This is a genomic window from Pseudomonas sp. GW821-FHT09A09 (assembly GCF_059418405.1).
Window position 1 is genome coordinate 125,266 of sequence record NZ_JBWKPU010000011.1, and the last position, 26,444, is coordinate 151,709.

Annotated in this window: 18 protein-coding genes; 13 read left to right on the top strand and 5 right to left on the bottom strand. The window is 59.5% G+C overall.

Going from position 1 to position 26,444, the window contains the following annotated elements:
* Positions 1-68: 68 nt before the first annotated feature.
* Both AC07OV_RS12260 and AC07OV_RS12265 read right to left on the bottom strand, forming a co-directional pair.
* Complete coding sequence (locus AC07OV_RS12260) at positions 69-1,424, bottom strand: tryptophan--tRNA ligase (RefSeq protein ID WP_176995108.1); 1,356 nt, start codon at positions 1,422-1,424, stop codon at positions 69-71.
* A gap of 24 nt (positions 1,425-1,448) precedes the next feature.
* Positions 1,449-2,078 carry an alpha/beta hydrolase gene (locus tag AC07OV_RS12265; RefSeq protein ID WP_016971576.1) on the bottom strand — a complete coding sequence of 210 codons (630 nt, stop codon included), beginning with the start codon at positions 2,076-2,078 and terminating at the stop codon, positions 1,449-1,451.
* Positions 2,079-2,225: 147 nt separating this feature from the next.
* On the opposite strand from AC07OV_RS12265, the gene AC07OV_RS12270 reads away from it, so the two are divergent.
* Complete coding sequence (locus AC07OV_RS12270; protein ID WP_003171734.1) at positions 2,226-2,663, top strand: Z-ring associated ZapG family protein; 438 nt, start codon at positions 2,226-2,228, stop codon at positions 2,661-2,663.
* Positions 2,664-2,833: 170 nt separating this feature from the next.
* Here the strand turns inward: AC07OV_RS12270 and AC07OV_RS12275 are convergent, their stop codons facing one another.
* Positions 2,834-4,558 (bottom strand): ABC transporter ATP-binding protein/permease, encoded by a 1,725-nt coding sequence (locus tag AC07OV_RS12275; protein ID WP_494996554.1) that lies wholly within the window; start codon positions 4,556-4,558, stop codon positions 2,834-2,836.
* Between the two features lie 260 nt (positions 4,559-4,818).
* On the opposite strand from AC07OV_RS12275, the gene AC07OV_RS12280 reads away from it, so the two are divergent.
* Positions 4,819-7,440 carry a dermonecrotic toxin domain-containing protein gene (locus AC07OV_RS12280; RefSeq protein ID WP_495092310.1) on the top strand — a complete coding sequence of 874 codons (2,622 nt, stop codon included), beginning with the start codon at positions 4,819-4,821 and terminating at the stop codon, positions 7,438-7,440.
* A 54-nt stretch (positions 7,441-7,494) separates the two neighbouring features.
* Here the strand turns inward: AC07OV_RS12280 and AC07OV_RS12285 are convergent, their stop codons facing one another.
* Positions 7,495-8,055, bottom strand: coding sequence for a response regulator transcription factor (locus AC07OV_RS12285; protein WP_003171731.1), 561 nt, complete (start codon positions 8,053-8,055; stop codon positions 7,495-7,497).
* Positions 8,048-9,310 (bottom strand): ATP-binding protein, encoded by a 1,263-nt coding sequence (locus AC07OV_RS12290; RefSeq protein ID WP_176995111.1) that lies wholly within the window; start codon positions 9,308-9,310, stop codon positions 8,048-8,050. The genes AC07OV_RS12285 and AC07OV_RS12290 overlap by 8 nt, the downstream gene beginning before the upstream one ends.
* A 207-nt stretch (positions 9,311-9,517) precedes the next feature.
* Between AC07OV_RS12290 and AC07OV_RS12295 the strand changes: the two genes are divergently transcribed.
* The 11 genes from AC07OV_RS12295 to AC07OV_RS12345 all read left to right on the top strand — a co-directional run bounded on the left by AC07OV_RS12295 (position 9,518) and on the right by AC07OV_RS12345 (position 26,427).
* On the top strand, positions 9,518-10,231 hold the full coding sequence (locus AC07OV_RS12295; RefSeq protein WP_495092311.1) for an SIMPL domain-containing protein: 714 nt from the start codon (positions 9,518-9,520) through the stop codon (positions 10,229-10,231).
* A gap of 193 nt (positions 10,232-10,424) precedes the next feature.
* Positions 10,425-13,733, top strand: coding sequence for a dermonecrotic toxin domain-containing protein (locus AC07OV_RS12300; RefSeq protein WP_495092312.1), 3,309 nt, complete (start codon positions 10,425-10,427; stop codon positions 13,731-13,733).
* Positions 13,734-13,823: 90 nt separating this feature from the next.
* Positions 13,824-15,425 (top strand): ABC transporter substrate-binding protein, encoded by a 1,602-nt coding sequence (locus tag AC07OV_RS12305; RefSeq protein ID WP_494996550.1) that lies wholly within the window; start codon positions 13,824-13,826, stop codon positions 15,423-15,425.
* A gap of 258 nt (positions 15,426-15,683) precedes the next feature.
* Positions 15,684-17,312: an ABC transporter substrate-binding protein gene (locus AC07OV_RS12310; protein WP_176995115.1), complete on the top strand. Its 1,629-nt coding sequence runs from the start codon at positions 15,684-15,686 to the stop codon at positions 17,310-17,312.
* A 305-nt stretch (positions 17,313-17,617) separates the two neighbouring features.
* Entirely contained in the window at positions 17,618-19,222 is a 1,605-nt protein-coding gene (locus AC07OV_RS12315) for an ABC transporter substrate-binding protein (RefSeq protein WP_176995116.1), read from the top strand.
* Between the two features lie 171 nt (positions 19,223-19,393).
* Positions 19,394-20,791 (top strand): OprD family porin, encoded by a 1,398-nt coding sequence (locus tag AC07OV_RS12320; protein WP_176995117.1) that lies wholly within the window; start codon positions 19,394-19,396, stop codon positions 20,789-20,791.
* An 80-nt stretch (positions 20,792-20,871) separates the two neighbouring features.
* A complete protein-coding gene (locus AC07OV_RS12325; protein ID WP_176995118.1) occupies positions 20,872-22,470 on the top strand; it encodes an ABC transporter substrate-binding protein in 1,599 nt (532 codons plus the stop codon).
* Between the two features lie 74 nt (positions 22,471-22,544).
* Positions 22,545-23,555, top strand: a complete 1,011-nt coding sequence (locus AC07OV_RS12330; RefSeq protein ID WP_176995119.1) for an ABC transporter permease subunit — start codon at positions 22,545-22,547, stop codon at positions 23,553-23,555.
* Between the two features lie 10 nt (positions 23,556-23,565).
* On the top strand, positions 23,566-24,477 hold the full coding sequence (locus tag AC07OV_RS12335) for an ABC transporter permease subunit (protein ID WP_176995120.1): 912 nt from the start codon (positions 23,566-23,568) through the stop codon (positions 24,475-24,477).
* A 10-nt stretch (positions 24,478-24,487) separates the two neighbouring features.
* Positions 24,488-25,456, top strand: coding sequence for an ABC transporter ATP-binding protein (locus tag AC07OV_RS12340; protein ID WP_178919104.1), 969 nt, complete (start codon positions 24,488-24,490; stop codon positions 25,454-25,456).
* The gene (locus AC07OV_RS12345) at positions 25,456-26,427 is read left to right on the top strand and encodes a peptide ABC transporter ATP-binding protein (RefSeq protein WP_016971590.1); all 972 of its coding nucleotides are present in this window, start codon (positions 25,456-25,458) and stop codon (positions 26,425-26,427) included. The genes AC07OV_RS12340 and AC07OV_RS12345 overlap by 1 nt, the downstream gene beginning before the upstream one ends.
* Positions 26,428-26,444 lie beyond the last annotated feature (17 nt).

Sequence of the window (26,444 nt, forward strand, 5' to 3'; positions counted from 1 at the left end):
CAAGGCAACAAAAACGGGCCGTCACTGTAACGACGGCCCCGGATAATGGCAATCAACCCTTGGTCGGGTTAATCCTCGATAGGGGTCAACGCAACGCGCAGGGCTTCGATGGCCGCATCGCGCGACGCTTCGTCGGCGAACTCGGCACTGTCGGCCACCGCGGCGCCGTCCAGCCATACGCTGAAGCCCAGGGCTTCGGTGCGCACGTCCAGGGCGTCGCCACTTTGCAGCTGCTTGGTCACCGCACCAGCGGCTTTACCATCGGCAAAGTTGCGCGACAGCAGCAGTTGTTCGCCATCGGCCGCCAGCAGGCGGAAGCGGAAGCTGCCATCATCTTCACGGAAGCTCACGAAGCGCGCGGCTTTCGCAGCTTTCTTCTTGGCCGCCACCGGCGCCGCCGCTTGATTGACGAACGAGCGCAGGCCCACCGCTTCACGCAGTTCAGCCAGGAACGGCGCCGCCACGGCACGGGCTTTCTTGGCACCGATCAGCAGCAGGTCTTCCATGTCGGAAGGGCGCGACATCAATTGATGGTAACGCTCGCGGGCTTCGCCCAGTTGGCCGTCCAGCAGTTGGAACAGGCGGTTCTTCGCCTCACCCCAGCCCAGGCCTTGCAGCAGTTCAGCGCGGAACTCTTCTTCCTGCGCCTTGCTGGCAAACGCCTGATACAAGGTGAACAGGTGCGAGTTGTCCGGGTCTTTGGCTTCGCCCGGTGCGCGGGAGTCGGTGACGATGCGCGAGATGGCGTCTTTCATGTCCTTGGCGCTGGTGAACAACGGGATGGTGTTGTCGTAGCTCTTGGACATCTTGCGGCCATCCAGGCCCGGCAAGGTGGCGACGCTTTCTTCGATCAACGCCTCGGGCATGGTGAAGAATTCTTTACCGTTGCCGAACAGGTGGTTGAAGCGCTGGCCGATGTCGCGGGCCATTTCCACGTGCTGGATCTGGTCGCGGCCGACCGGCACCTTGTGCGCGTTGAACATCAGGATGTCCGCCGCCATCAGCACCGGGTAGCTGTACAAGCCCATGCTGATGCCCGCATCCGGGTCTTCGCCGGCTTCCACGTTCTTGTCCACCGAGGCCTTGTACGCATGGGCACGGTTGAGCAGGCCCTTGGCGGCCACGCAGGTGAGCAGCCAGGTCAGCTCGGGGATTTCCGGGATGTCCGACTGGCGATAGAACGTCACCCGGTTCACATCCAGGCCACCGGCCAGCCAGGTCGCGGCGATTTCCATACGCGAGCGCTGGATGCGCTGCGGGTCATCGCACTTGATCAGGGCGTGGTAGTCGGCCAGGAAGTAGAAGGAGTCGGCATTGGCGTCCTGGCTGGCAAGGATTGCCGGGCGGATCGCGCCAGCGTAGTTGCCCAGGTGCGGCGTGCCGGTGGTGGTGATGCCGGTGAGGATACGGGTACGAGTCGTCATGGGTAATCGCTTATCAGACTGCTATCAATTCGAGAGGCGCGGCAGCACCAGATCCTTCAGATCGGTGAGCTTGCCATGAAAAAAGTGCCCGCATTCTGCCACTTTCAGCAGCTCATGGGGGCGTTTCAGGGCGGCGGACCAGTCGTAGACGGTCTGCGGGTCGACCACTTCGTCGGTTTCTGGCTGGATCAGGGTCAGCGGGCAGCCCTGTGGCAGCACGTCGGTATCACGCAGGCGCATCACCGCAGCGGCCACCATAAACAGGTGCGCGAGTTGTTCGCCCTTGGCTTCCAGGCGCCCGCCGAGGCTGGCCGCCACGTAGCCACCGAAGGAGAAACCGAGCAGGGTGATCGGCAAATCCGGGTGTTTTTCCCGCAGCCAGGTGGCGGCCGCTTCGGCGTCATCGACTTCGCCGGTGGCCATATCGTGAGTACCGGCACTGGCGCCGACGCCCCGGTAGTTGAAACGCAAGGTAATCAAACCGGCATCGCGGGCGGTGCGTTGCAGGGTCGAAACGACTTTATTGAGCATGGTCCCACCCTGCACCGGGTTGGGGTGGCAGATCAGCGCCAGGCCACGTGGCTCGGGGTGATCCAGGTACAGGGCTTCCAATTGGCCTACCGGGCCATCGATCAAAACGGGGGTTTCACGCATGAGCAAGGAATGAACTCCGTGACCTCTCAAAGGGTCGACTCGTCTAGCTAAAAGTCTGTGCATGGCATCATTGCGAGCTTAATCGCGGTATACAGCGCAGGTCCGAGCCGTTAACGTAAAGCAAAGCCGTTTATAGAGGAAGGACTCGTGGAACACTCGCTCTTAGTTTGGTTGTTGCCGACTCTTGCCCTGGTTGCCGGTGTCGCCATTGGTTTCCTGGTTGCTCGCTTGCTGCCCAATGCCGCGCCTAACCGCACGCAGCGTCAGCTGGATGACATCCAGGAACGTTTTGACAGTTATCAGAACGAGGTTGTTACCCACTTCAACAGCACCGCGACCCTGGTCAAGAAGCTCACCCAGAGCTACCAGGAAGTACAGGATCACCTCGCCGATGGCGCCAACCGCCTGGCCCTCGACGACATCACCCGTCAGCGCCTGCTGGCCGCGTTGCATTCCGATGCACCGCAAACCCCACGGGAGCGCCTGACCCCACCCCGGGAAAACCAGGAGCCACCACGGGACTACGCGCCAAAAACGCCGAACGCCCCAGGCATGCTGGATGAGCATTACGGCTTGAAGAAGTAACATCTCTTCACGCACAAAAAAGCCCGGCTGATCGATGATCAGCCGGGCTTTTTTATTGGATCACGCATCAACTGTAGGAGCCGGCTTGCCGCGATGGCGGCGTGTCAGGCAAAAGATGGGTTGCTTGATCCACCGCTATCGCCGGCAAGCCGGCTCCTACGGGGAGCGCGTCAGGCCACGGGTTGCTCCTGCAACAACCCGCTTTCGATCCGCACATGCCGCCCATGGAAGCGCTTGAGGCTGCTGCGATGGCCGACGCTGACGATGCTCAGCCCCGGCAGCTCATCGATCAATGCCTGATACAACGTCGCCTCGTCCTCTTCATCCATGGCCGAGGTGGCTTCGTCCATGTACAGCCATTGCGGTGCGAACAACAACGCGCGGGCAAACGCCAGGCGCTGCTGCTCACCCGGCGAGAGCATGCGCTGCCAGTGGTTGGCTTCGTCCAGGCGCGCCACCAGATGCGGCAGGCGGCAGGTCTCCAGCACCTGTGCATAACGTTCCGCCGGGTAGACGCTGTCCTCCTGTGGATAACTCAACACCGCCTTCAACGTGCCAATCGGCAGGTAAGGCTTTTGCGGCAGGAACAGGTAGCGCGCCGCCGGCAGGCGAATGCTGCCGTGGCCTGCGGGCCATAAATGCCCCATCGCTCGCAGCAACGTACTTTTGCCGCTGCCGGAACGACCACTGAGCATCACGCGCTGGCCCGGCTCTACCGTCATGTCGGCATGGGTGAGCAAATGGCGGCCGTCGGCCAGGTCCATGCCCAGGTCTTGCACCACCAGGCGCTCGCCCTCCGGGCGCACGTCGATGGCCGGCGCGCGCTGCTCGTTCTCGCTCATGGCCTGGTGGAAACTCAACAGACGATCACTGGTGGCGCGCCACGACGCCAGCTCCGAATACGCGCTGATAAACCAGCTGAAGTTCTCTTGCACGTTGCCGAAGGCCGAGTTGATTTGCATCAGCTCGCCCAGCTCGATCTTGCCGGTGAAGTAACGCGGCGCCGCGACGATGAACGGGAAGATGATTGCGATCTGGCTGTAGCCGGCGGTGAAGAACGTCAGGCGCTTGGACACTTTCATGATGTCCCAGAAGTTGTGCCAGACCTTGCCGAAACGCGCGCTCAGGCGCTGGTTTTCGTTCGGTTCGCCGTTGTACAGCGCAATACTCTCGGCGTTCTCACGCACGCGCACCATGGAAAAACGCAGGTCCGCTTCGAAACGTTGTTGTTGATTGCTCAAGCCGATCAAGCGACGGCCGATCAAGTGCGTCAGCCAGCTGCCCACGGCGGCATACAACAGCGCGCACCAGAACATGTAGCCGGGAATGGTGATGCCAAACACTTCGATGCTGCCCGACACGCCCCACAGGATGATGGAGAACGACACCAGGCTGACCACGTTACGCAGCAACCCGAGGCCCAGGCTCAAAGTGCTGGAGGTGAAGTTGTTGAGGTCTTCGGAAATCCGCTGGTCCGGGTTATCGGTGTAGCCGCCCTGCTCCAGCTGGTAGTAGTTCTTGTCGGAGAGCCAACGCGCAAAGTGTTTCTCGGTGAGCCAGGCACGCCAGCGGATGGTCAGCATCTGGGTCAGGTACAGGCGGTACACAGCACCGAGGATCGCCACGGCGGCGATCCCGCCGAAGTAGCCGATCAGTTGCCAGAAGGCATCGGTGTCCTTCTTTTCCAGCGCGTTGTAGAAGTCCTTGTACCAGTGGTTGATCCACACGGAGATCGCCACGCTGAACAGCGACAGACCGATCACCGCCGCCAGCAATAACCAGGCTTTACCCTTCTCTTCGCTGCGCCAATAGGGCGTGATCATCGCCCAGGTTCGGCGAAAGAAGTGCCCACGCACCGCGTCGTTGACCGCGGAGTACTCAGCGTTCTGATTCATCGTTCAGGCTCTGTAAGAGAATGTGACAGGTGTTTGAACCGATCATAGACGATCGGTTCAGGGCGCCGTGCGGCCTGACGCAGATTGTTCAGACTTTGTTCAGCGCGGTAAAGGACGCTTCTTTCGCCACAGACCGCGCGCGTCAAGAAAGCTCGACCTACCGCGAGTGAAAGAAGAAGTGACATAGACAGAGGAACGTTGCCTACGGCCTTGCCACACAGGAAGCCCATCAATAACCGTTCCTGCCTGAGGCTCCCGTTATGCAAATTGCCCCCCATCAACACGTCAACCTTTACCCTGTGTCATCAGCCTCCACGTCGCCGCAAGCTCGCCCAAAACGCTCGATTGATGCCAGCGCGCCTAAAGACCAGGAAGTCGTGCAGGTGGTCAAACCGACGCCGCAATCATCAGGAGGCGGTTACGAAGAAGTGAGCATCAACCCTGATCCGGGTAAACGCATCGGGGTGGGTGAGAAAACGCCATCCCCGGTCGACCTGGGCGTCAACATCAACATCGACCCCATCACGCAAGACGTCAGCAACTCGCTCAATACCGTCGAGCAGGAAGCTTCAAACTTCTTCAAGAATCTATTCGCAAAGTTTATACAACGGTCCAAATTCCCCGAGGAGGAAAAAAGGTGGAACGTCGACCCCGATAACACGTATCTGGTGACGTTCGAATACAACACCACCGGCGAAAAGCCCTATCCCGCGAAAATCATTCAGCGCCTCTCGTTGACCCAGGCGCTCATACAGAACGCCCAGGAGACGCCCTCGGGGCAAGGGTTTGCAGTGCCTTACTACGCCGGTGGCCCGGACGTCATCGTCAAACCCGATCTGGAAATACGCACACCTGGAACATTCGACTTTTCCAGCCGTTTTAATCCGGGTACGGAAAAGGCCGACATCACTCATACCTTCCAAGGTATTTATAAAGAGTCCCCAGGAGAGCCTGCAACAGCCTACAACGCTGGCAACGAAAGTGGGATCAGGCCGGCAGAACTCAGGCAACTGATCAAGACGGCTGACTATCAAAAGCCTTACAAAGAGTATCTGGATGACTTCTGGAGCCGCCACCAGGAGAAATACCCTGTGCTGGCCAAAGCCTCGCTCGTCAAATCCGCCATGGGCCAACACCAGGAAGGTAGCCTGACCACACAAGGTCGCGAGCTGATCATGCGGGCTGCCGGCCTGTCAGGTCATCAGGAGTCATGGCCAGACGTCAAGTTCGAGGACTTGCAAAAGAACCCGCCCAAGGATCCCAACATTGAACTGGGCCTGTTGAAAGTCGGCAGCTATCAATCCACCGACCTGATGTACATCACGGACACCAAGAGCACACCGGCGCTGACCCTGCTATACATCCCCGGTAACTCCTCGCCACTGCACAGTTTCAACAGCCAGGCCGAGATGAAGACCTGGCTGGCAGAGCAAATGGCCGACCCGGCCAAACGTGACGCCATGGCGTTGCACTTTGCCTTGAAAGACAAACCCAACGGATTGACCAGGGCCGGTGTCGACGAAACCCTGGCAGGGCTCGGCACCTGGCCGCAAAAGCGTGAAACCCCGGGCGGATTGTTCAATTACGATCACCGGGCCTTCAGCGGCTTTTGGGATCCACAAACGTACATCACTACAGAGCCCAGTAGCCTGCCGCTTGATGAAATGACGAAACGCCAGAAAGATCGCTCCTATGCCGATGCGGATGTCCAGATCACCAGTAATGCAGATGTAACCAAAAAGGCCATTTTGTCGGGCCTGGAAAAAACCAAAAAATTTGCGCTGTTTTTAACGCCGCTGGCATTGGTGATGCCTGAAGTAGGGCTGGCGCTGGATGCTTTTTATCTGGCAGACGGCGTCACCACCACCGTCGTTGGTATTGACGACAAGGCGCACGGTAAACCCCAAGGCACCGAGCGGATCGTGTTTGGTGTTTTCAATGCCGCAACCGTCGTGCTCCCCCATATCGCGAGAGCAGGCAAGGCAACAGAAGGCGCGGCGGGCAAAGTCGAGTACGAAATCATAACGCCCAACGATAACCCTGCGCCGAACAGCCCCGAAACGGCGCAGATACACACGCCGGACGTGGAGCCCATCCGGCCGAGCACCGCTCGCCCCCTGCCCGACTTCAGCGCTCACGCCCTGCCCGAAAATCTCCTTGAAGGTCGCACATTGAGAGGAGATGGTACGTATCAGGTTGGGGAACAGTTCTACGTCCGTTACACCGACGGCACGGGCGTCAGCCGAGTGTTTGAGATCAGCCGAAATTACAAAATCGAGAACGGGTATGTTCGGGTCATTGACCCCGTCACCCAGAAAACCGTGATGTTCCTGGAATCTGCGGGTCACGGTGAATGGCGCTTGAACACAATGAAAGGCGGCGGCAAGAAATTCATCAAGCCCGCACAGCAAAAAGGCCCGGCCTCGAAAGAAAATGCAGTGCCAAGTATTTCAGCGAACCCGCCATTGGCCAATCATCAGGATTGGCAATCCCTATTGGATTCGGGCACGTACAACGGGCAGCCGGTATACATTCACTACACCGACAAGGCCGGCGCGGAAGCGATCGCCCAGGGACAAAGCATTACAGATTCGACGCGAGGAGCAACGCGCGCAGGCTCAAAGGGGGGCATATACGTCAACCCTCCAGGCCAGCAATTCAACGGTGAGAACGTCGAAGACCTGTTGTTTCTGGGTAACGAGCGCTATGTGGGCAGGGGCAACTACATGGTGATATTCAGCACCGACCAGGCACCCGAGGAGCTCGGTGCCATCACCGCCGGCAGCCCGTTCGTCGAGCTGAGGATGCCCAAGGAAATCAAGCTGAAACCGTCGAACTTTCTGTACCTCGGGCCGAATACATTTCCCAACTACTTCGACTGAGGTCGACTGGAAATAGCCGGGCAACCCGGCCATTTCACTTCACAGCACCAGCCCTCAGCGGCGAACCGGGCGCTTCTGCAGCTTGCGCTGCAAGGTACGGCGATGCATGCCCAGGGCGCGGGCCGTAGCGGAGATGTTGCCTTCGTGCTCGGTCAACACGCGCTGGATGTGTTCCCACTGCAGGCGGTCCACCGACATCGGGTTTTCCGGCACCAGGGTGTCGAGGTCGGCGTGCTCGGAGAGCAATGCGGCCAGCACGTCATCGGCGTCGGCCGGTTTGCACAGGTAGTTGCAGGCGCCGCGCTTGATCGCCTCGACGGCCGTGGCAATGCTGGAATAGCCGGTGAGGATCACCACGCGCATTTCCGGGTCGAGCTCCAGCAGCTTGGGCAGCAGCACCAGGCCGGAGTCGCCGTCCATCTTCAGGTCAAGCGCGGCGTAGTCCGGCAGATCGGCCTGGGCAATGGTCAGGCCTTCTTCGGCGGAACCTGCGGTGCTGACGCGAAAACCTCGACGGCTCATGGCGCGCGCCATCACGCGGGTAAAGGTGGCGTCGTCATCTACCAGCAGCAGGTGCGGCAGTTCTTCGCCTTCGACTTGGATCTCGTCACTCATCGATATCTCCTCGTGCGACACGGGGCAGGCGCAGCTCGGTGAGCGTGCCGCCTTCCTCATGACTATAGAGCTTCACTGAGCCGCCCGCGCGGGTCACGCTGGCCTTGCTCAAGAACAGGCCCAGGCCGAAGCCTTTGCCCTTGGTGGTAAAGAAGGGTTTGCCGATCTGCTCGGCAATGGCCAGCGGCACGCCCGCGCCGTGGTCACGAATGCTGATGGTGACGTTTTCCGCGTCCCAGTCCAGTTGTACACCCAGCCCTTCGGGGCAGGCGTCGGCGGCGTTGTTCAGCAGGTTGAGCAATGCCTGGGTCAGGTCGGGTGGCGGTGCCATGCGCGGCACAGTGCCCTGGCCTAATAGATGAAAGCGGTAGCTGGCCTCGGGGCGCATCAGGTGCCAACGGTTCAGGGCTTCGTCGAGCCACTGGGTCACGTCCTGCATCTCCACCGCCAGGCGGCGATTGGCTTCGGCGGCGCGCACCAGTTGCTGCAAGGTCTGCTTGCACTGCTTGACCTGCTCGCGCAGCACGCCAAGGTCCTCTTGCAGCACAGGGTCGTGATGGTCCTGGGTCATTTCGTTGAGCAACACGCTCATGGTCGCCAGCGGTGTGCCCAACTCATGGGCGGCGCCAGCAGCCTGGGTGGCGACGGCCAGCAGTTGCTGGTCGCGCAGGCCTTCTTCGCGGCGGATGGCGCGCAATTCTTCCTGGCGACGCAGCTCTTCGGCCATGCGCGCGGCGAAGAAGGTGATGACCGCGGCAGACAGGGCAAAGCTCAGCCACATCCCGTAGATCTGCAGGTTTTCCCGGGCGATGGGGAAGGTTTGCAGTGGATAGAAGCGTGCCAGCAACAGGGTGTACAGGGTCAGGGCGATGCCCGACAGCACCACCGAATAGCGCCATGGCAAGGTCACGGCGGCGATGGTCAGCGGCACCAGGTAATAGGACACGAACGGGTTGGTGGAGCCACCGGAGAAATACAGCAACACACTGTGGATAAACAGGTCGCAAGCCAACTGCAGGGCGTACTCCAGCTCGGTGACCGGCCAGGTGGTGCGCAACCGGATCGCGGTGAACACACAGAGCACGATGGAGAAACCCAGGGTCACGCCCAGTTGCAGCCAGGGCAGCGGCAACAGGTCGAACCAATAGGCGAGCCCGACGGAACCGGCCTGTGCGGCCAGCACCAAGGTGCGGATGAACGTCAGGCGCCAGAGGTTCTGGCGGGTGGCGGAAGTCAGTTTTACGGCGGCGAGCATGAGCTCTCCCGGTGAGCGCTGCAGGCGGATCGGCAGGAGTATAAACGAAGCAGGCCCCCTGCCACGGCCTGTGTGGCTCTTTGACGCAGGCGAGGCAAATGACCGTTCGTCGGCACCGCCACAACTTGTAGGTAATGTGTAAACCCGAAGAACCCGATGCCACCGTCTACAGTCATACCGAACACGCACAACCCCCAAGGAGCTTCCATGTCTCGTTTCACTCGCAGTGCAGCCGTCATCACCCTCGGCGTCGCCACGCTTGCCAGCCTCCCTGCCCTGGCCGCCGAAGGCCTGAACTACAACCAGATTTCCCTGCGCGCCGAGGTCAGCCAGGAGGTTGCCCGTGACAAGATGATCGTGACCCTCTACACCGAATCCCAGAACAGCGACCCGGCCAAGCTCGCCGCTGAAATCACCAGCACCCTGAACAAGGCCCTCGGTGAAGCCCGCGAAGTCAAAGGCGTGACCCTGCGCCAGGGCAGTCGCAACAGCTACCCGATCTACGACAACAAGAATCAGAAGATCACCGGCTGGCGCGAGCGTGCCGAACTGCGCCTGGAAAGCGCGGACTTCCCGGCACTGTCCAAGCTCACCGGCGAACTGCTCAATACCCTGAAGATGGAAAACATGGACTTCGCTATCGCCGACGCCACGCGCAAGGCCAGCGAAGATGCCCTACACAAGGACGCTGTCGCCGCCTTCAAGGCCCGCGCGCAACTGGCCACCGACGCGCTCGGCGGCAAGGGCTACAAGATCGTCAACCTGAACTTCAATACCAACGGTTACCCGATGCCCTACGCGCGCAATGGCGGGATGATGATGAAAGCCGCCATGGCCGATTCGGCGCCGACGCCTGAAGTGGAGGCTGGTACCAGCCAGGTCAGCATGAGTGCCGACGGCGTGATTGAAGTCTTGCAATAACCCGCATGTTCGACGGTGAAAAAGGCGCAGCCCGCGTAGGGTAGCGCCTTTTTTTGAGCAGCGTTTCGACCTAATCACGTAATACTTGGCAGCATATGGGATGGAATCAACCATCCGGTTTTCGCGACACACACAACGGCGCAGCCACAGGGAGTGCTGCATAGACGTTGTTTATTTCACGAGAACCAGTTTTATGCTTATCCCTCCCCACTACACAGCGGTCATCCCACCGCACGCTCCCGACGGGTTACCCCATCAACCGGCTACGGTAACGGCGCCAACAAACGGGGCCGGCCCCGGTTCATCTCCCCATGAGACAGCCCTGCTCAACGCCTACCTAAAAGCGGTGCAAAACAAAGCACAGAGCAACACGCCCGGACTGATCACCGTTCCTGCACAGAGTGCGCTTGGGCAATGGCTGGATCTGTATCGGGCCCAAGTGGAACATCCGGTGGTTCAAAGCTGGTTGCGCGATCAAAAGATCGGGCCATTCACCACGCTTTCTATCGACCCGTTCAAAGGCACGCTGTCGGTCGAGGAAGACGGAAAAACCAGAACCTTTACCCTCTCGGACACGTCGGGCTGGGGTCAGGTGTCAGGCCCACTGCTGGCCGCTGCAAAAGTGATTGCGCCCGAAAACAGAGGCCCTTTGCGCGTGAAGCTCGAAGAGGGTTCAACTCGGGTCAGCGCGAAGGTAGTTGCCAACTTCCAGGGTATACCGCTGCCTAAAAACCAATCCGAGGCCAATGAGCAAATCAGGCATCTGCAGTTGCAGAACGCCTTCGATCCCATTTCACCCAATGACCACGCGCGCCCGGCCAGTAGCCGTTCGACTCACGCATTGGCTGTGCAAAGACAAGAGGCCGCCAAGTTCTACATCGGCGCCCCCCAGGCCCTGGAATACAAGCGCCTGGCAGTCAACGTTGCCACCCAACTGCCCAAAACCCGCGAAGAAGCGAAGAAATGGGCGGAAAAGCTAATTTTCCAACTGACTGGCAAGCACGTCGATGCGGACACGATCTATCTGAACCGTTTCAAGACCGCCAACACGCCCCTGAGCGAAAGCACGGCCACGGTGACCGGCTGGGAGCACCCCGGTGAAGAGCCTTATTCTTCGCTGCGCCTGCCCGATGCCCTGCTGAAAAACTTTAACGAGCACGACGGGGTGCCGGGCAACCTCGACCTGGACGCCGGTTTATACCTGGATGGCCCCGGTCAAAGCACGAAAGGCGGGTATGGTGCTCACAACCAGTTCCCTCTGGCGCCATCTGCCCTCATGCACGCGAGCTGGAAAACCGACTTCCAGGCAGAGATGACCCAGAAAATCGATCATTTCTGGAGCACTCAATCCGAGAATTACGAAGTCGCCATCAAGGGCGAATTCGTTTACCAGGCCCGCAAGCAACTCAAGGCCAACGAAGCCAGGTCGCCCGCCGAACGAGCCCTGCAAGCTCCCGAGCATAAATTCACCCGAGAAGACTACCGCCTGGTGATGGGCGCCGCGTCCAATCTGCCACTCGATGAGCATGCGCCGCTCACTATCGAGCAACTCAAGGCCAGCAATCCCGACAAAGGCACCGCCCAGGCACATGCCTTCAACATCCATGGTTTCACCTCCAGCGACATAGTGCGATTCAGCGCTGCTGACGGCCGCCAAGTACTGTCCATGCCCGGCGCCGAGCCCGCTTTTTTGAGGTTTGACTCCCTGGAAAAACTGAATCAATGGATCGTGGACCAAACCAAAGACCCCAAGAAGCGCGAAGACTTGCTCTCCCACTACCCGCTGATTTATCGCCAGGACCATGAGGCCAGCTTTGGCGCGCGCGCGGCCAAAGTGCTCATGCCCATCCTGTGGTTTACCCACGTTGGTGAGAAAACCGAGGGCCTGAGTACGTTGTTCGACAAAATGTCTACCGGAAAGCTGAAGGATCCGGCGATCAACGACAGCCACTCGAAAATCGAGGGCGACGTGTTCCACACCGTCACGACCAGCACCAAAGAGCGTATGAAAAGCGACGCCGACACGGTGATCAAGTCCAACAGCGAGGTGATCAGGGACACCTGGCTGAACGACATTACTGTGGCGGCGGGCCTGCTGGCGAAACTTGCGCCCATCGCTGCGCCGGTAGCGGCTGTAGCCGTCGTCACCGGGTTGACCGAGTTTGCACTGGGGGCGGAAAAAGCATCGTCAGGCGACACCGAGGCCGAACGCAAGGACGGAGCATCCAAAGCATTTGATGGTCTGCTGAACACGCTGTTCTCGGTTGGGGCCAGCGCACGTGTGGAGGACCCTTTTGAATTACCGGAGGAGAACCCAGGCGCCTCTGCCCCAGGCGAATCGCCTCAAATAGACACTGCGCAGACAAGAGGCCCCAAGGCGCTTCCCGAGGTAAACCGGTTACAGCCCAGCCAGGCGGGCAACATCAGCGAATACGCGGTGCCCGACGGCGAAAGTCTCATTGAAAACGGCACACGCAATGGCAAAGGCATCTATCAAGTCAAAGATGATGTATCAGGAAAGGACCATTGGTTTATTCGCTATACCGATACCACCGGTGTTCGCCAGGTATTCGAGATCAAAGGCGACTTCAAGCTGAGCAATGATTATGTGCAGATCATCAACCGTGATACGGGTAAGCCGGTGATGACCGTACATGCCACGGCCAATGGCGAGTGGGCGCGCGGCCTCGGACCGGGCGGAAAATGGCCATGGTCGCGCCCCTCGACATCGCCTGGAGAAACTGCCAAACCAGCGCCAAGAATTTCCGACGCATTTGTTGATTTGGAAGGCAAAAAAATCGACGGCGCTGACCAACTCGATGAGTTCCTGTCCGTGGACGACCGCGCCAGCTACGAGTACTCCATACGCAATATCGAAGAGAACGGCGTCATAAAGACCAAGCTCGGTATTTCATGGGACTTGGCAGAGGACAACTTCGAAGTCGGCCTGACAGAAGCTGCCGGCCCCTCGGACTTCAGCTCGAGCCAATACTCGGAACAATTCACCAAGGACCTGTCCCGCTTCAATTATTCTGTTGTTGTGAAGGACGGCGCGAATGAAACGCGCACCGTACTCAAGAGCACCGCCGAAGATGGCCTGAAAAAAACAGAGGAAAGACTTCGCCAGTTTGAAGCACTGGTTCCTGATCCACTGCTGCGGGCACGTATTTCCGAAGTGGCTCACCAAGGCTCTCTGGCGCCGGCCTCGAACTACCTGAACCAGGACTCAAGCGGGTTGAAGGACGGATTCTACCTGGGCGGCAAAGACACAGAGATCACCATCGAATACGACACCCAGACGAAGCGCGCCAAGGTTCATTTTGTGGGCACGAACACTATCAGCCAACCAGACGCTGAGCGTTACAAAATCCCGGGAGTTGAGATCACCACCAAACGGACCTTCACCATCACCGAAAGCAACGAGATCTACGACGTCGACAATACTTACGTAATCGATAAACACGCGCCGTCCAACATTGAACTCACACTCGTGGTGAAATGATCATTTAAACATCCCCCTGAACGGCGGTACCCTCGGTTCCGCCGTTTTCGTTTGGGCGGCTTTTATATGCCTGCCACTTCAGGGGTCTCCATGGAAAGAATCGCCTTCAAACCGCTCCTCCTGGCTGCAGGCCTGCTGGCTTTTATGCCGATGGCTCACGCGGCCACTACCCTGGTTTATTGTTCCGAAGCCAGCCCTGCCGGTTTCGACCCCAGCCAGTACACCAGCGGCACCGATTTTGATGCGTCCGCCGAAACCGTGTTCAACCGCCTGACTCAGTTCAAGCGCGGCGGTACCGAAGTCGAACCTGGCCTGGCGACGAGCTGGGACATTTCCAAAGACGGCCTGACCTACACCTTCCACCTGCGCGATGGCGTCAAGTTCCACACCACCGATTTCTTCACCCCTACCCGCGACTTCAACGCGGATGATGTGTTGTTTACCTTCAACCGCCTGCTGGACGCCGAGAGTCCGTTCCGCAAGGCGTACCCGTCCGAGTCGCCGTACTTCACCGACATGGGCTTGAACACCACGATCAAGAACGTCGAAAAACTCGACGACCACACCGTGCGTTTCAACCTGAACAACGTCGATGCGTCGTTCGTGCAGAACCTGGCCATGAGTTTCGCCTCGGTGCAGTCGGCCGAGTACGCAGCGCAGCTATTAAAGGAAGGCAAGGCCGAAGACATCAACCAGAAACCCGTCGGCACCGGGCCGTTCGTGTTCAAGCGTTACCAGAAAGACTCGCAGATTCGCTACGCGGCCAATAAACAGTATTGGAAGCCCGAGGACGTGAAGCTCGACAACCTGGTGTTCGCCATCACCCCGGACGCCGCCGCACGCCTGCAGAAACTCAAGGCCGGCGAATGCCAGGTCAGTGGCTACCCGCGTCCCTCCGACATTGAAGTGATGAAACAGGACCCGAACCTGCGCGTGCTGCAACAGGCCGGTTTCAACCTGGGCTTCCTCGCCTACAACGTGACCCATCCACCACTGGACCAACTCAAGGTCCGCCAGGCCCTGGACATGGCGATCGACAAGCCGGCGATCATCAAGGCCGTGTACCAGAGTGCCGGACAATTGGCGCAGAACGCCCTGCCTCCGGCGCAGTGGTCTTATGACCCCACCATCAAGGACGCGCCCTACGACCCGACCAAGGCGCGGGCGCTACTAAAAGAAGCAGGGGTTGCACCGGGTACCACCATCAACCTCTGGGCGATGACCGTACAACGCGCCTCCAATCCGAACGCGCGGATGTCGGCACAAATGATCCAGCAGGATTGGGAGAAGGTCGGGATCAAAGCCAACATCGTCAGCTATGAGTGGGGCGAATACATCAAGCGCGCCAAAAATGGCGAGCACGATGCAATGATTTATGGCTGGACCGGTGACAATGGCGACCCCGATAACTGGCTCGGCGTGCTCTACAGTTGTGCCGCGGTCAAGGGCAGCAACTACGCCAAATGGTGTAACCCGGCCTACGACAAACTGGTGCAGCAGGCCAAGGTCAGCAACGACCGCGACCAGCGCATCAAGTGGTATCAACAGGCGCAAAAAATCCTTAAGGAACAAGTACCTATAACGCCTATTGCAAACTCGACAGTTTTCCAGCCACTTCGCAAGGAAGTGCGCGACTTCAAGATCAGCCCGTTTGGCCTGACGCCCTTCTACGGCGTGAGTCTAGATAAGTAACAGCAACGCCCCAACCGAGTGCGCTAGACGCCTCGGTTGGTCTTTTTTGGTGCGCCTCGCGCACCGAAAAAAACCTCTATATATATGCATTTATGTACAAACTTTCATAAATGCGACATTCCTGTACGTTCGTACCACACTTTCATCCCTGCAAGGGTTCAGCATCTTGCATTGGGTATGGCCCCTGCATAAGTATCCGCAGGTCGACTCACGAGGTCGCCCTCACTACCAAAAATGACAACAAATCATGAGGCCAACATGCTTAAACACGCAGTCCTTCCGCTTTTAGTTAGCGCTGGCCTTATGGCCGCAGCTCCTTTTGCCCACGCGGCGACTAACCTGGTGTTCTGCTCCGAAGGGAGCCCGGCCGGTTTTGACCCAGGCCAGTACACCACCGGAACAGACTTCGATGCCTCGGCCGAAACCGTGTTCAACCGCCTGAGCCAGTTCGAACGTGGCGGCACCGCCGTGATTCCTGGCCTAGCCACCAGTTGGGATGTTTCCCCGGATGGCCTGACGTATACCTTCCACCTTCGTGAAGGCGTCAAGTTCCACACCACCCCGTATTTCAAGCCGACTCGTGAATTCAATGCCGATGACGTGCTCTTCACGTTCAACCGCATGATCAACAAGGACGACCCGTTCCGCAAAGCCTACCCCACCGAGTTCCCGTACTTCTCCGACATGGAGATGGACAAGAACATCAAGAACATCGAGAAAGTCGATGACCACACCGTCAAGTTCACCCTTGGCACCGTGGACGCCGCTTTCATCCAGAACCTGGCAATGAGCTTCGCCTCCATCCAGTCGGCCGAATACGCCGCCCAGCTGTTGAAGGAAGGCAAGGCCTCGGACATCAACCAGAAGCCAATCGGCACTGGCCCGTTCGTGTTCAAGAGCTACCAGAAAGACTCCAACATCCGTTTCACCGGCAACAAGGATTACTGGAAGCCTGAAGACGTCAAGGTCGACAACCTGATCTTCTCGATCTCCACGGACGCCTCGGTGCGTATCCAGAAGCTGAAGAAAAACGAGTGCCAGATCACTGCCTATCCTCGCCCGGCGGACATCAAGCCCCTGGAAGCGGACAAGGACATGAAGATGCCGCACCAAGCGGGCTTCAACCTGGGCTACATCGCCTACAACGTGATGCCTGTGCTCAAGGGCCAGACCACGCCAAACCCATTGGCTGACCTGCGTGTTCGCGAAGCCTTGGACATGTCGGTGAACAAGCAGCAGATCATCGACTCCGTGTACCAGGGCGCAGGCCAACTGGCGGTCAACGCCATGCCGCCGACCCAATGGTCCTACGACACCACCATCAAGGATGCCAAGTACGACCCGGCCAAGGCGCGGGAACTGCTCAAGGAAGCGGGCATCAAGGAAGGCACCGAGATCACCCTGTGGGCGATGCCGGTTCAGCGTCCGTACAACCCGAACGCCAAGCTGATGGCCGAGATGCTGCAGAGCGACTGGAAACAGATCGGCCTGAAGGTCAACATCGTGAGCTACGAGTGGGGCGAGTACATCAAGCGTTCCAAAGGTGGCGAGAACCAGGCCATGATCATTGGCTGGAGCGGTGACAATGGTGACCCGGACAACTGGTTGGGCACCCTCTTCGCCTCTTCGGCGTTGAACGGTAACAACTTCTCCAAGTTCACCAACAAGCAATACGACGACCTGATCAGCCAGGCCAAGTCGACCACGGACGTCGCCAAGCGCACTGAACTGTACAAACAGGCGCAGCAACTCCTCAAGAAAGAACTGCCTTACACACCTATCGCGCACTCGACGGTGTATCAACCCATGCGCAACACCGTGCAGGACTTCAAGATCAGCCCGTTTGGCTTGAACTCCTTCTACGGCGTTAGCGTCAGCGGCAAGTAAGGATTCATAGCGGCGACGTTTCATAACGTCGCCGTTATTGCATCCGCCTAGACCGTAGGAAATAGACCACGTTCGCAACCATTGCCGTCCTACAGCAATGAACTGCGATCTGCGGCTCCGTTACCTACAAGGTCAGTCAGATTTGATGCATTTACTGCACGGTCCACGGCCCATAACGTCGCAGGACAGCAGAGGCTTCAGTCTGAGAAAGGCACTTGCTGTGTGTGGGATCAGTGATGTCCCCCAGGCTGTACGCCTGGGTGATTGCTCGCTGATGACAAATACAACTAGGGATCGGGATCGTCATGCGCCATACCACCGTTCTATCTGCACTGTTTGCCACCAGCTTGCTGGCTGTGGCCACCACCGGCTACGCCGCCGAGAAAAAGAGCCTGGTGTTCTGCTCCGAAGGCAGCCCCGCAGGCTTTGATACTGCGCAGTACACCACCGCCACCGACAACGATGCGGCCGAGCCGCTGTACAACCGCCTGGTTGAGTTTGAAAAAGGCGCAACCAACGTGGTGCCCGCGCTAGCAACCAAGTGGGATATTTCGCCAGACGGCCTGACCTACACCTTTCACCTGCGTGAAGGGGTGAAATTCCACAGCAACAAGGAATTCAAGCCAACGCGCGACTTCAATGCCGACGACGTGCTGTTCACCTTCAACCGCATGCTTGACCCCGAGCACCCGTTTCGCAAGGCCTACCCCACCGAGTTTCCGTACTTCAACGGGATGAGCCTGAACAAGAACATTGCCAAGGTCGAGAAAACCGGCCCGCACACCGTGGTGATGACCCTGAACTCGGTGGACGCCGCGTTCGTACAGAACATCGCCATGAGCTTCGCCGCGATCCTCTCGGCCGAGTACGCCGAGCAGTTGCTCAAGAGCGGCAAGCCCAGCGACATTAACCAGAAGCCGATCGGCACCGGCCCGTATGTCTTCCAGCGTTACCAGAAAGACTCGCAGATCCGCTACGTCGCCAACAAACAGTACTGGGACCCGAGCAAGGTGCAGTTGGACCAGTTGATTTTCGCGATTAACACCGACGCCTCGGTGCGCGTGCAGAAGCTCAAGGCCAATGAGTGCCAGGTGACCCTGCACCCACGCCCGGCCGACGTCGACGCCCTCAAGGCCGACCCGAACCTGCAACTGCTGACCAAGCCCGGCTTCAACCTCGGCTACATCGCCTACAACGTGCGCCACAAACCCTTCGACCAGCTCGAAGTGCGCCAGGCGCTGGATATGGCGGTGAACAAGCAGAGCATCCTGAACGCCGTGTACCAGGGCGCTGGCCAACTGGCGGTCAACGCCATGCCGCCGACGCAGTGGTCCTACGACGACACCATCAAGGACGCCGCCTACAACCCGGAAAAAGCCAAGGAACTGCTCAAGGCCGCCGGCGTGAAGGAAGGCACCGAGATCACCCTGTGGGCGATGCCGGTGCAACGGCCGTACAACCCCAACGCCAAGCTGATGGCCGAAATGCTGCAGAACGATTGGGCCAAGATCGGCCTGAAAGTGAAGATCGTCAGCTACGAATGGGGCGAGTACATCAAGCGCACCAAGAACGGTGAGCACGATATCAGCCTGATCGGCTGGACCGGTGACAACGGTGACCCGGACAACTGGCTGGGCACCCTCTACAGCTGCGACGCCATCGGCGGGAACAACTACTCCATGTGGTGTGACCCGGCGTACGACAAGCTGGTCAAGCAAGCCAAGGTCGTGACCGACCGCGAACAAAGGACTGTTCTGTACAAACAGGCGCAGCAACTGCTCAAGCAGCAGGTGCCCATCACGCCAGTCGCCCACTCGACGGTCAACCAGCCGTTAAGCGCCAAAGTCGAAGGCTTCAAAGTGAGCCCCTTCGGCCGCAACGTGTTCTCGGGCGTCAGTATCAACCCATAAGAAAATAACCGGATTGCGCAGAGCGAAGTCTGCTCTGCTGCAAACGTGCAGCCTTTTGTTGGGAATTCTCCTACGGCAAACGTTTGCAAAGGCTTGAACGAGTTACACACCCAATAGCCGGTTCACCTAAAAAGACTGGCATTAAAAAAGAGAACCAAAGGAGCTTCACCCATGAAACTGAGCAGCACCGCGCTTCTGGCCTTGGCCATCAGCAGCATCACGGCCACCGCCTACGCTGAAACCCAGAGCCAGGACTTCGTTCCAACCACACTGGCCGGCACCAGCGCCCAAAGCGAGGCCAAAGGCTTTATCGACGGTCAAAGCCTGGGCGGTACAACGCGTAACTGGTACTCGACCGAGAAGAAATTCCGTGGTCAGCGCTTCTCGTACGAGAAGCACGGTCAAACGCGCACCGACGCGAACCGTACCAACTGGGTACAAGGCACCATCCTCAACTACTCCTCGGGCTTCACCCAAGGCACCGTGGGCGTAGCCACTGAAGTGGCGGCCTACAACGCCGTGGTCCTGGACCGCAGCAAGCGCGACATCAAGGGCGGCTCCAACCGTACCCTCGCTGACTCCGACGGTGACGCAGTAGGCCAATGGAGCAAACTGGGCCTGGCCAACGTCAAGTTCCGCGTGTCGAACACCACCTTGACCGCCGGTCGCCAGAATTTCAGCAGCGGTATCGTCGACACCATCGGCAACCGTGCATTGCCTTCGAGCTTCGAAGGTGTGAGCTTCAACAGCGAAGAGTTCAGCAACCTGTCTTTCCAGGGCGGTGTCTTTGACCGCGTATCCCCGCGGACTGAGCAGAGCCTTTCGAAGTTCCGCACCGAATACGGCAATGGCAAGCAGGAAACCGACAAGGTCAGCACCCTGGGCGTCAACTACCAGCCACTCAAGAGTCTGAAGACCAGCCTGTTCGCCGCCAACGTGAAAGACTTCTGGAACCAGTACTACTTCGGCGCTACCCACGAACTGGGTGACAGCCAGGTACTGAGCCTGACCACCGGCCTGAACTACTACAAAACCGTCGACGAAGGCAAAAAGTTGATGGGCAAGATCGACAACGACACCTACTCGCTGTCGCTCGGCCTGACCCACCAGGCTCACAGCCTGACCTTCTCGTACCAGGAAGTGAACGGTAACGAGTACTTCGACTACCTGCACGAAACCAACGGTATCTACCTGGCCAACTCCCTGACTTCCGACTTTAACGGTCCGAACGAGAAGTCCTTCCAGGTTGCCTACGGCATCAACATGGCCGAATACGGCGTGCCAGGCCTGAAGTTCAACATCTACTCGGCTCGCGGTTGGGGCATCGACGGTACTCACTACACCGGCGACGGCGGCGTGAAAGGCTTCGCTTACAACGGCATCCAGTCCCAGAACGGTGAACACCACCAGGAATACGGCGTGGGTTCTTCCTACGCAATCCAGAGCGGCCCTCTGAAAGCCACCACCATCCGTGGCACCTACGTGACTCACCGTGCCAGCGAAAACCAGGCTGACGGCAACATCCGTGAGTTCCGTCTGGTCACCACCATTCCGTTCAACATTCTTTAATTAGCGCCAGGTAGACGGCCGGCTCAGGACGAGCCTGCCGTCTACGCTTGTCTGGTTCAATCGATTGCAGAGGGCTCTGAATGAAAATGCTCCCACTCCAAGCCGCCATGGCCGCCGCGCTGCTGAGCGTTGCGATCGGCGTTTCGGCCAAACCACTGGTGGTCTGCACCGAAGCCAGCCCGGAAGGTTTCGACCCGGTCCTGTACACCACGGCCGTCACCGCTGACGCCGCCGCTGAAACCATGTTCAACCGCCTGGTGGACTTCAAGCCCGGCACCACCGAAGTGATCCCCGCACTGGCCAAGGCCCTGCCGGAGATCAGCGCCGATGGCCTGACCTACACCTTTCACCTGCGTGACGACATCAAGTTCCACACCACCGACTACTTCAAACCCACGCGCAACCTGAATGCCGACGACGTGCTCTGGAGCTTCCAGCGCCAGCTGGACCCGAATCACCCGTGGCACAAAAAGTCCAGCGTGGGCTACCCGTACTTTGAAAGCATGGGCTTCAAGGAACTGCTCAAGAGCGTAGAGAAGACCGACGATCACACCGTGGTCTTCACCCTGACCCGTCCTGAAGCACCGTTTTTGGCCGACCTGGCCATGGCGTTTTCCTCGATCCACTCCGCCGAATACGCCGACCAGTTGCTCAAGTCCGGCAAGACCGACGACCTGAATGCCAAGCCGATCGGCACCGGCCCGTTCATCTTCACCCGCTACGCCAAGGACGCCCAGGTACGCTTCAAGGCCAACCCGGATTACTTCCGTGGCAAGCCGCCTGCCGATCCGCTGATCCTGGCGATCACCACCGACAACAACGTGCGCCTGCAGAAGCTCAAGGCCAACGAGTGCCAGATCGCGCTGTACCCCAAGCCCGATGACGTGCCGAGCGTCAAGGCCGACCCGAACCTGAAGGTCGACGAACTGGCGGCGATGACCACCAGCTACACCGCGCTGAACACCACCCATAAGTACATGAGCGACGCACGGGTACGCCACGCGATCAACATCGCCTTCGACAAGGCCGGCTACACCGAAGCCCTGTACGGCAAAGGCAATGCCGTGGTCGGCACCGGCCCTTACCCGCCGACGCTACTGGGCTTCAACGACAAGCTGAAGAACCCGCCACGTGACCTGGACAAGGCCCGCGCCCTGCTCAAGGAAGCCGGAGTACCGGAAGGCACTGAGTTCACCCTGTTCACCCGCAACGGTGGCGGCCCGACCAACCCCAACCCGATGCTCGGCGCCCAGCGCATGCAGGCGGACCTGGCGCAGATCGGCCTGAAAGTGAATATCAAAGTCATGGAATGGGGCGAAATGCTCAAGCGTGCTAAAAACGGTGAGCACGACATGGTTTCGGCCGGCTGGGCCGGGGATAACGGGGACCCGGATAACTTCCTCACCCCGAACCTGAGTTGCGATGCTGCCAAAAACGGCGAAAACTACGCCCGCTGGTGTAACAAAGAGTTTCAAGACTTGATCGACAAGGCGCGCGCCATCGCTGAACCTGGCCAGCGCGCTGAACTCTATCAACAAGCCCAGGACGTTTTCGAGAAAGACCAACCCTGGATTCCAATGGCGTATCCGAAGATGTTCACCGCCATGCGCAAAAACGTCGAGGGTTATACCCAAAGCCCTCTGACCACAAATAACTTCGCCACCACCCAGGTGAAGTAAATAAGAGACGCTCGGCACCGTCGACACTGGCGGTGCCGGACCTGCCTAACCGGCTGATTGAGGTACACAACAAGATGTTTAGTTTTATTGCCCGCCGATTGGGGTTATTGATCCCCACGTTCTTCGGCATCACGTTGCTCACGTTTGCGTTGATACGCATGATCCCTGGCGACCCCGTTGAAGTCATGATGGGCGAGCGGCGCGTCGACCCCGAGATGCACGCACAGGCAATGGAACGCCTTGGCCTTAACAAGCCGCTGTATGCGCAATACCTGGACTATGTCGGCAAGCTCGCCCAAGGCGACCTTGGCGAGTCCCTGCGCACCCGCACCAGCGTGTGGACCGAGTTCACCGCACTGTTTCCCGCGACCCTGGAACTGTCCATGGCCGCCCTGTTGTTCGCCGGCGTCCTGGGCCTGTTGGCCGGGGTGATCGCGGCACTCAAGCGAGGATCCCTGTTCGACCATGGGGTGATGGGCATCTCCCTGGCGGGATATTCGATGCCGATCTTCTGGTGGGGCCTGATCCTGATCATGTTCTTCTCGGTGAGCCTGGGCTGGACCCCGGTGTCCGGGCGGATCGACCTGCTCTACGACATCGAGCCGCGCACCGGCTTCATGCTGATCGACACGCTGCTGGCTGACGAGCCGGACGCGTTCTTCGACGCCCTGCACCACCTGATCCTGCCGGCCATCGTGCTCGGCACCATCCCGCTGGCCGTGATCGCGCGGATGACCCGTTCGTCGATGCTCGAAGTGCTGCGCGAAGACTACATCCGTACCGCCAAGGCCAAGGGCCTGTCGCCGGCGCGCGTGGTATTCGTGCACGGCCTGCGTAACGCGCTGATCCCGGTGCTGACCGTGGTCGGCCTGCAAGTCGGCACCCTGCTGGCCGGCGCGGTCCTGACCGAAACCATCTTCTCGTGGCCCGGCATCGGCAAATGGCTGATCGAAGCCATTGGCGCGCGGGACTACCCGGTGGTGCAAAACGGCATTTTGCTGATCGCCTGCCTGGTGATCCTGGTGAACTTCGTGGTGGATATCCTCTACGGCTTCGCCAACCCACGCATCCGTCACCAGCGCTGAGATCATGACCATGACCACACCTACCCAAGCGTCGGCAGTCGATCAAAGCCTGCTGTACCCGTCCCCGTACAAAGAATTCTGGCAAGCCTTCTCCAAGAACAAAGGCGCGGTTGCCGGCCTGCTGTTCATGCTGCTGATCGTGTTCTGCGCGATTTTTGCCCCCTGGGTGACCCCGCATAACCCGAGCGAGCAATACCGCGACTTCCTGCTGACCCCACCGGCCTGGCTGGAAGGCGGGCAGATGCAATTTTTGCTGGGCACCGACGAGCTGGGCCGTGACTTGCTCTCGCGCCTGATCCAGGGCTCGCGCCTGTCGTTGCTGATCGGCTTGTCGTCGGTGGTAATGTCGCTGATCCCAGGCATCCTGCTGGGCCTGTTCGCCGGGTTCTTCCCGCGCTTGCTCGGCCCGACCATCATGCGTTTGATGGACATCATGCTGGCCTTGCCTTCGCTGCTGCTGGCCGTAGCCATTGTCGCGATCCTCGGCCCTGGCCTGATCAACACCGTGATTGCGATTGCCATCGTGTCCCTGCCGTCCTACGTCCGTCTGACGCGCGCGGCGGTGATGGGCGAACTGAACCGCGACTACGTGACGGCCGCCCGCCTCGCCGGCGCCGGCCTGCCACGCCTGATGTTCATCACCGTGCTGCCCAACTGCATGGCACCGCTGATCGTACAGGCCACCTTGAGCTTCTCTTCGGCGATTCTCGATGCCGCCGCACTGGGCTTCCTGGGCCTTGGCGTACAACCGCCAACCCCTGAGTGGGGCACCATGCTGGCTTCGGCCCGCGACTACATCGAACGCGCCTGGTGGGTGGTGAGCCTGCCTGGTTTGACCATTTTGCTCAGCGTGCTGGCAATCAACTTGATGGGTGACGGCCTGCGCGACGCGCTGGACCCGAAACTCAAGAACGCCGCCTGAGGAGATTCCCATGTCACTGTTAGAAATCAAGAATCTCAACGTGCGCTTCGGCGACAAGACCGCCGTGCCGGTGGTCGATGGCCTGGACCTGTCGGTCGACAAAGGCGAAGTATTGGCGATCGTTGGCGAGTCGGGTTCGGGTAAATCCGTGACCATGATGGCGCTGATGGGCCTGATCGAGCACCCTGGCATCGTCACCGCCGACTCGCTGACCTTCGACGGCAAGGACATGCTCAAACTGAGCAGCCGCCAGCGTCGTCAGATCGTCGGCAAGGACCTGGCCATGGTCTTCCAGGACCCGATGACCGCGCTGAACCCCAGCTACACCGTGGGTTTCCAGATTGAAGAAGTGCTGCGCCTGCACCTGAAAATGTCCGGCAAGCAAGCGCGCAAGCGTGCCATCGAACTGCTGGAGAAAGTGGAGATCCCGGGCGCTGCCAGCCGTATGGACGCCTACCCGCACCAACTGTCCGGCGGTATGAGCCAGCGTGTGGCAATCGCCATGGCGATTGCCGGCGAGCCAAAACTGCTGATCGCCGACGAACCAACCACCGCGTTGGACGTAACGATCCAGGCGCAGATCATGGAACTGCTGCTGGCCCTGCAAAAAGAACAGAACATGGGCCTGGTGTTGATCACCCACGACCTCGCCGTCGTGGCAGAAACCGCCCAACGCGTATGTGTGATGTACGCCGGCCAAGCCGTGGAAGTCGGCCAGGTGCCGCAGTTGTTCGACATTCCGGCACACCCGTACAGCGAAGCCCTGCTCAAGGCGATCCCCGAGCACAGCCTGGGCGCCACGCGCCTGGCCACGCTGCCGGGTATCGTTCCGGGTCGTTATGACCGCCCGCAGGGTTGCCTGTTGTCGCCGCGCTGCCCGTATGTGCAGGAATCCTGCCGCGCCCAGCGCCCGGGCCTTGATCCAAAAACCAACAGCCTTGCGCGCTGCTTCTACCCCTTGAACCAGGAGGTGGCGTAATGGCCGTCGTTCTTACCGCCCGCGACCTCACCCGTCACTACGAAGTGTCCCGTGGCCTGTTCAAGGGCCACGCCACCGTGCGTGCCCTCAACGGGGTGTCGTTCGAGCTGGAAGCCGGCAAGACCCTCGCCGTGGTAGGCGAGTCGGGTTGCGGCAAGTCCACCCTGGCTCGTGCCCTCACGCTGATTGAAGAACCGTCGTCGGGCTCCTTGAAAATCGCCGGCCAGGAAGTGGCTGGCGCCGACAAGGCCCAGCGCAAGCAATTGCGCAAAGACGTGCAGATGGTGTTCCAGAGCCCGTACGCCTCATTGAACCCACGGCAGAAGGTCGGTGATCAGCTCGGCGAGCCGCTGTTGATCAACACCAACCTGTCCGCCGCTGAACGCCGCGAGAAAGTGCAGGCGATGATGAAGCAAGTGGGCCTGCGCCCCGAGCATTATCAGCGCTACCCGCACATGTTCTCCGGTGGCCAGCGCCAGCGCATCGCCCTGGCCCGCGCCATGATGCTGCAACCGAAAGTGCTGGTGGCGGATGAGCCCACCTCGGCACTCGACGTGTCGATCCAGGCTCAGGTGCTCAACCTGTTCATGGACCTGCAACAGGAATTCAACACGGCCTACGTGTTCATCTCCCACAACCTGGCGGTGGTGCAGCACGTTGCCGACGACGTGATGGTGATGTACCTCGGCCGCCCGGTGGAAGTGGGCCCCAAAGAAGACATCTACGCACGCCCGCTGCACCCGTACACCCAGGCGTTGCTGTCGGCCACCCCGACCATCCACCCGGACCCGAACAAGCCGAAGATCAAGATCGTCGGCGAGCTGCCTAACCCGCTGAACCCGCCGCCGGGCTGCGCCTTCCACAAGCGTTGCCCTTACGCGACAGCGCGTTGCAGCAGCGAAGAGCCGCAGTTGCGCGCGCTGGACAACCGCCAAGTGGCTTGCCACTACGCGGAGCAGTTCGTGGCCTGAGCCGCCACAAAAATGCC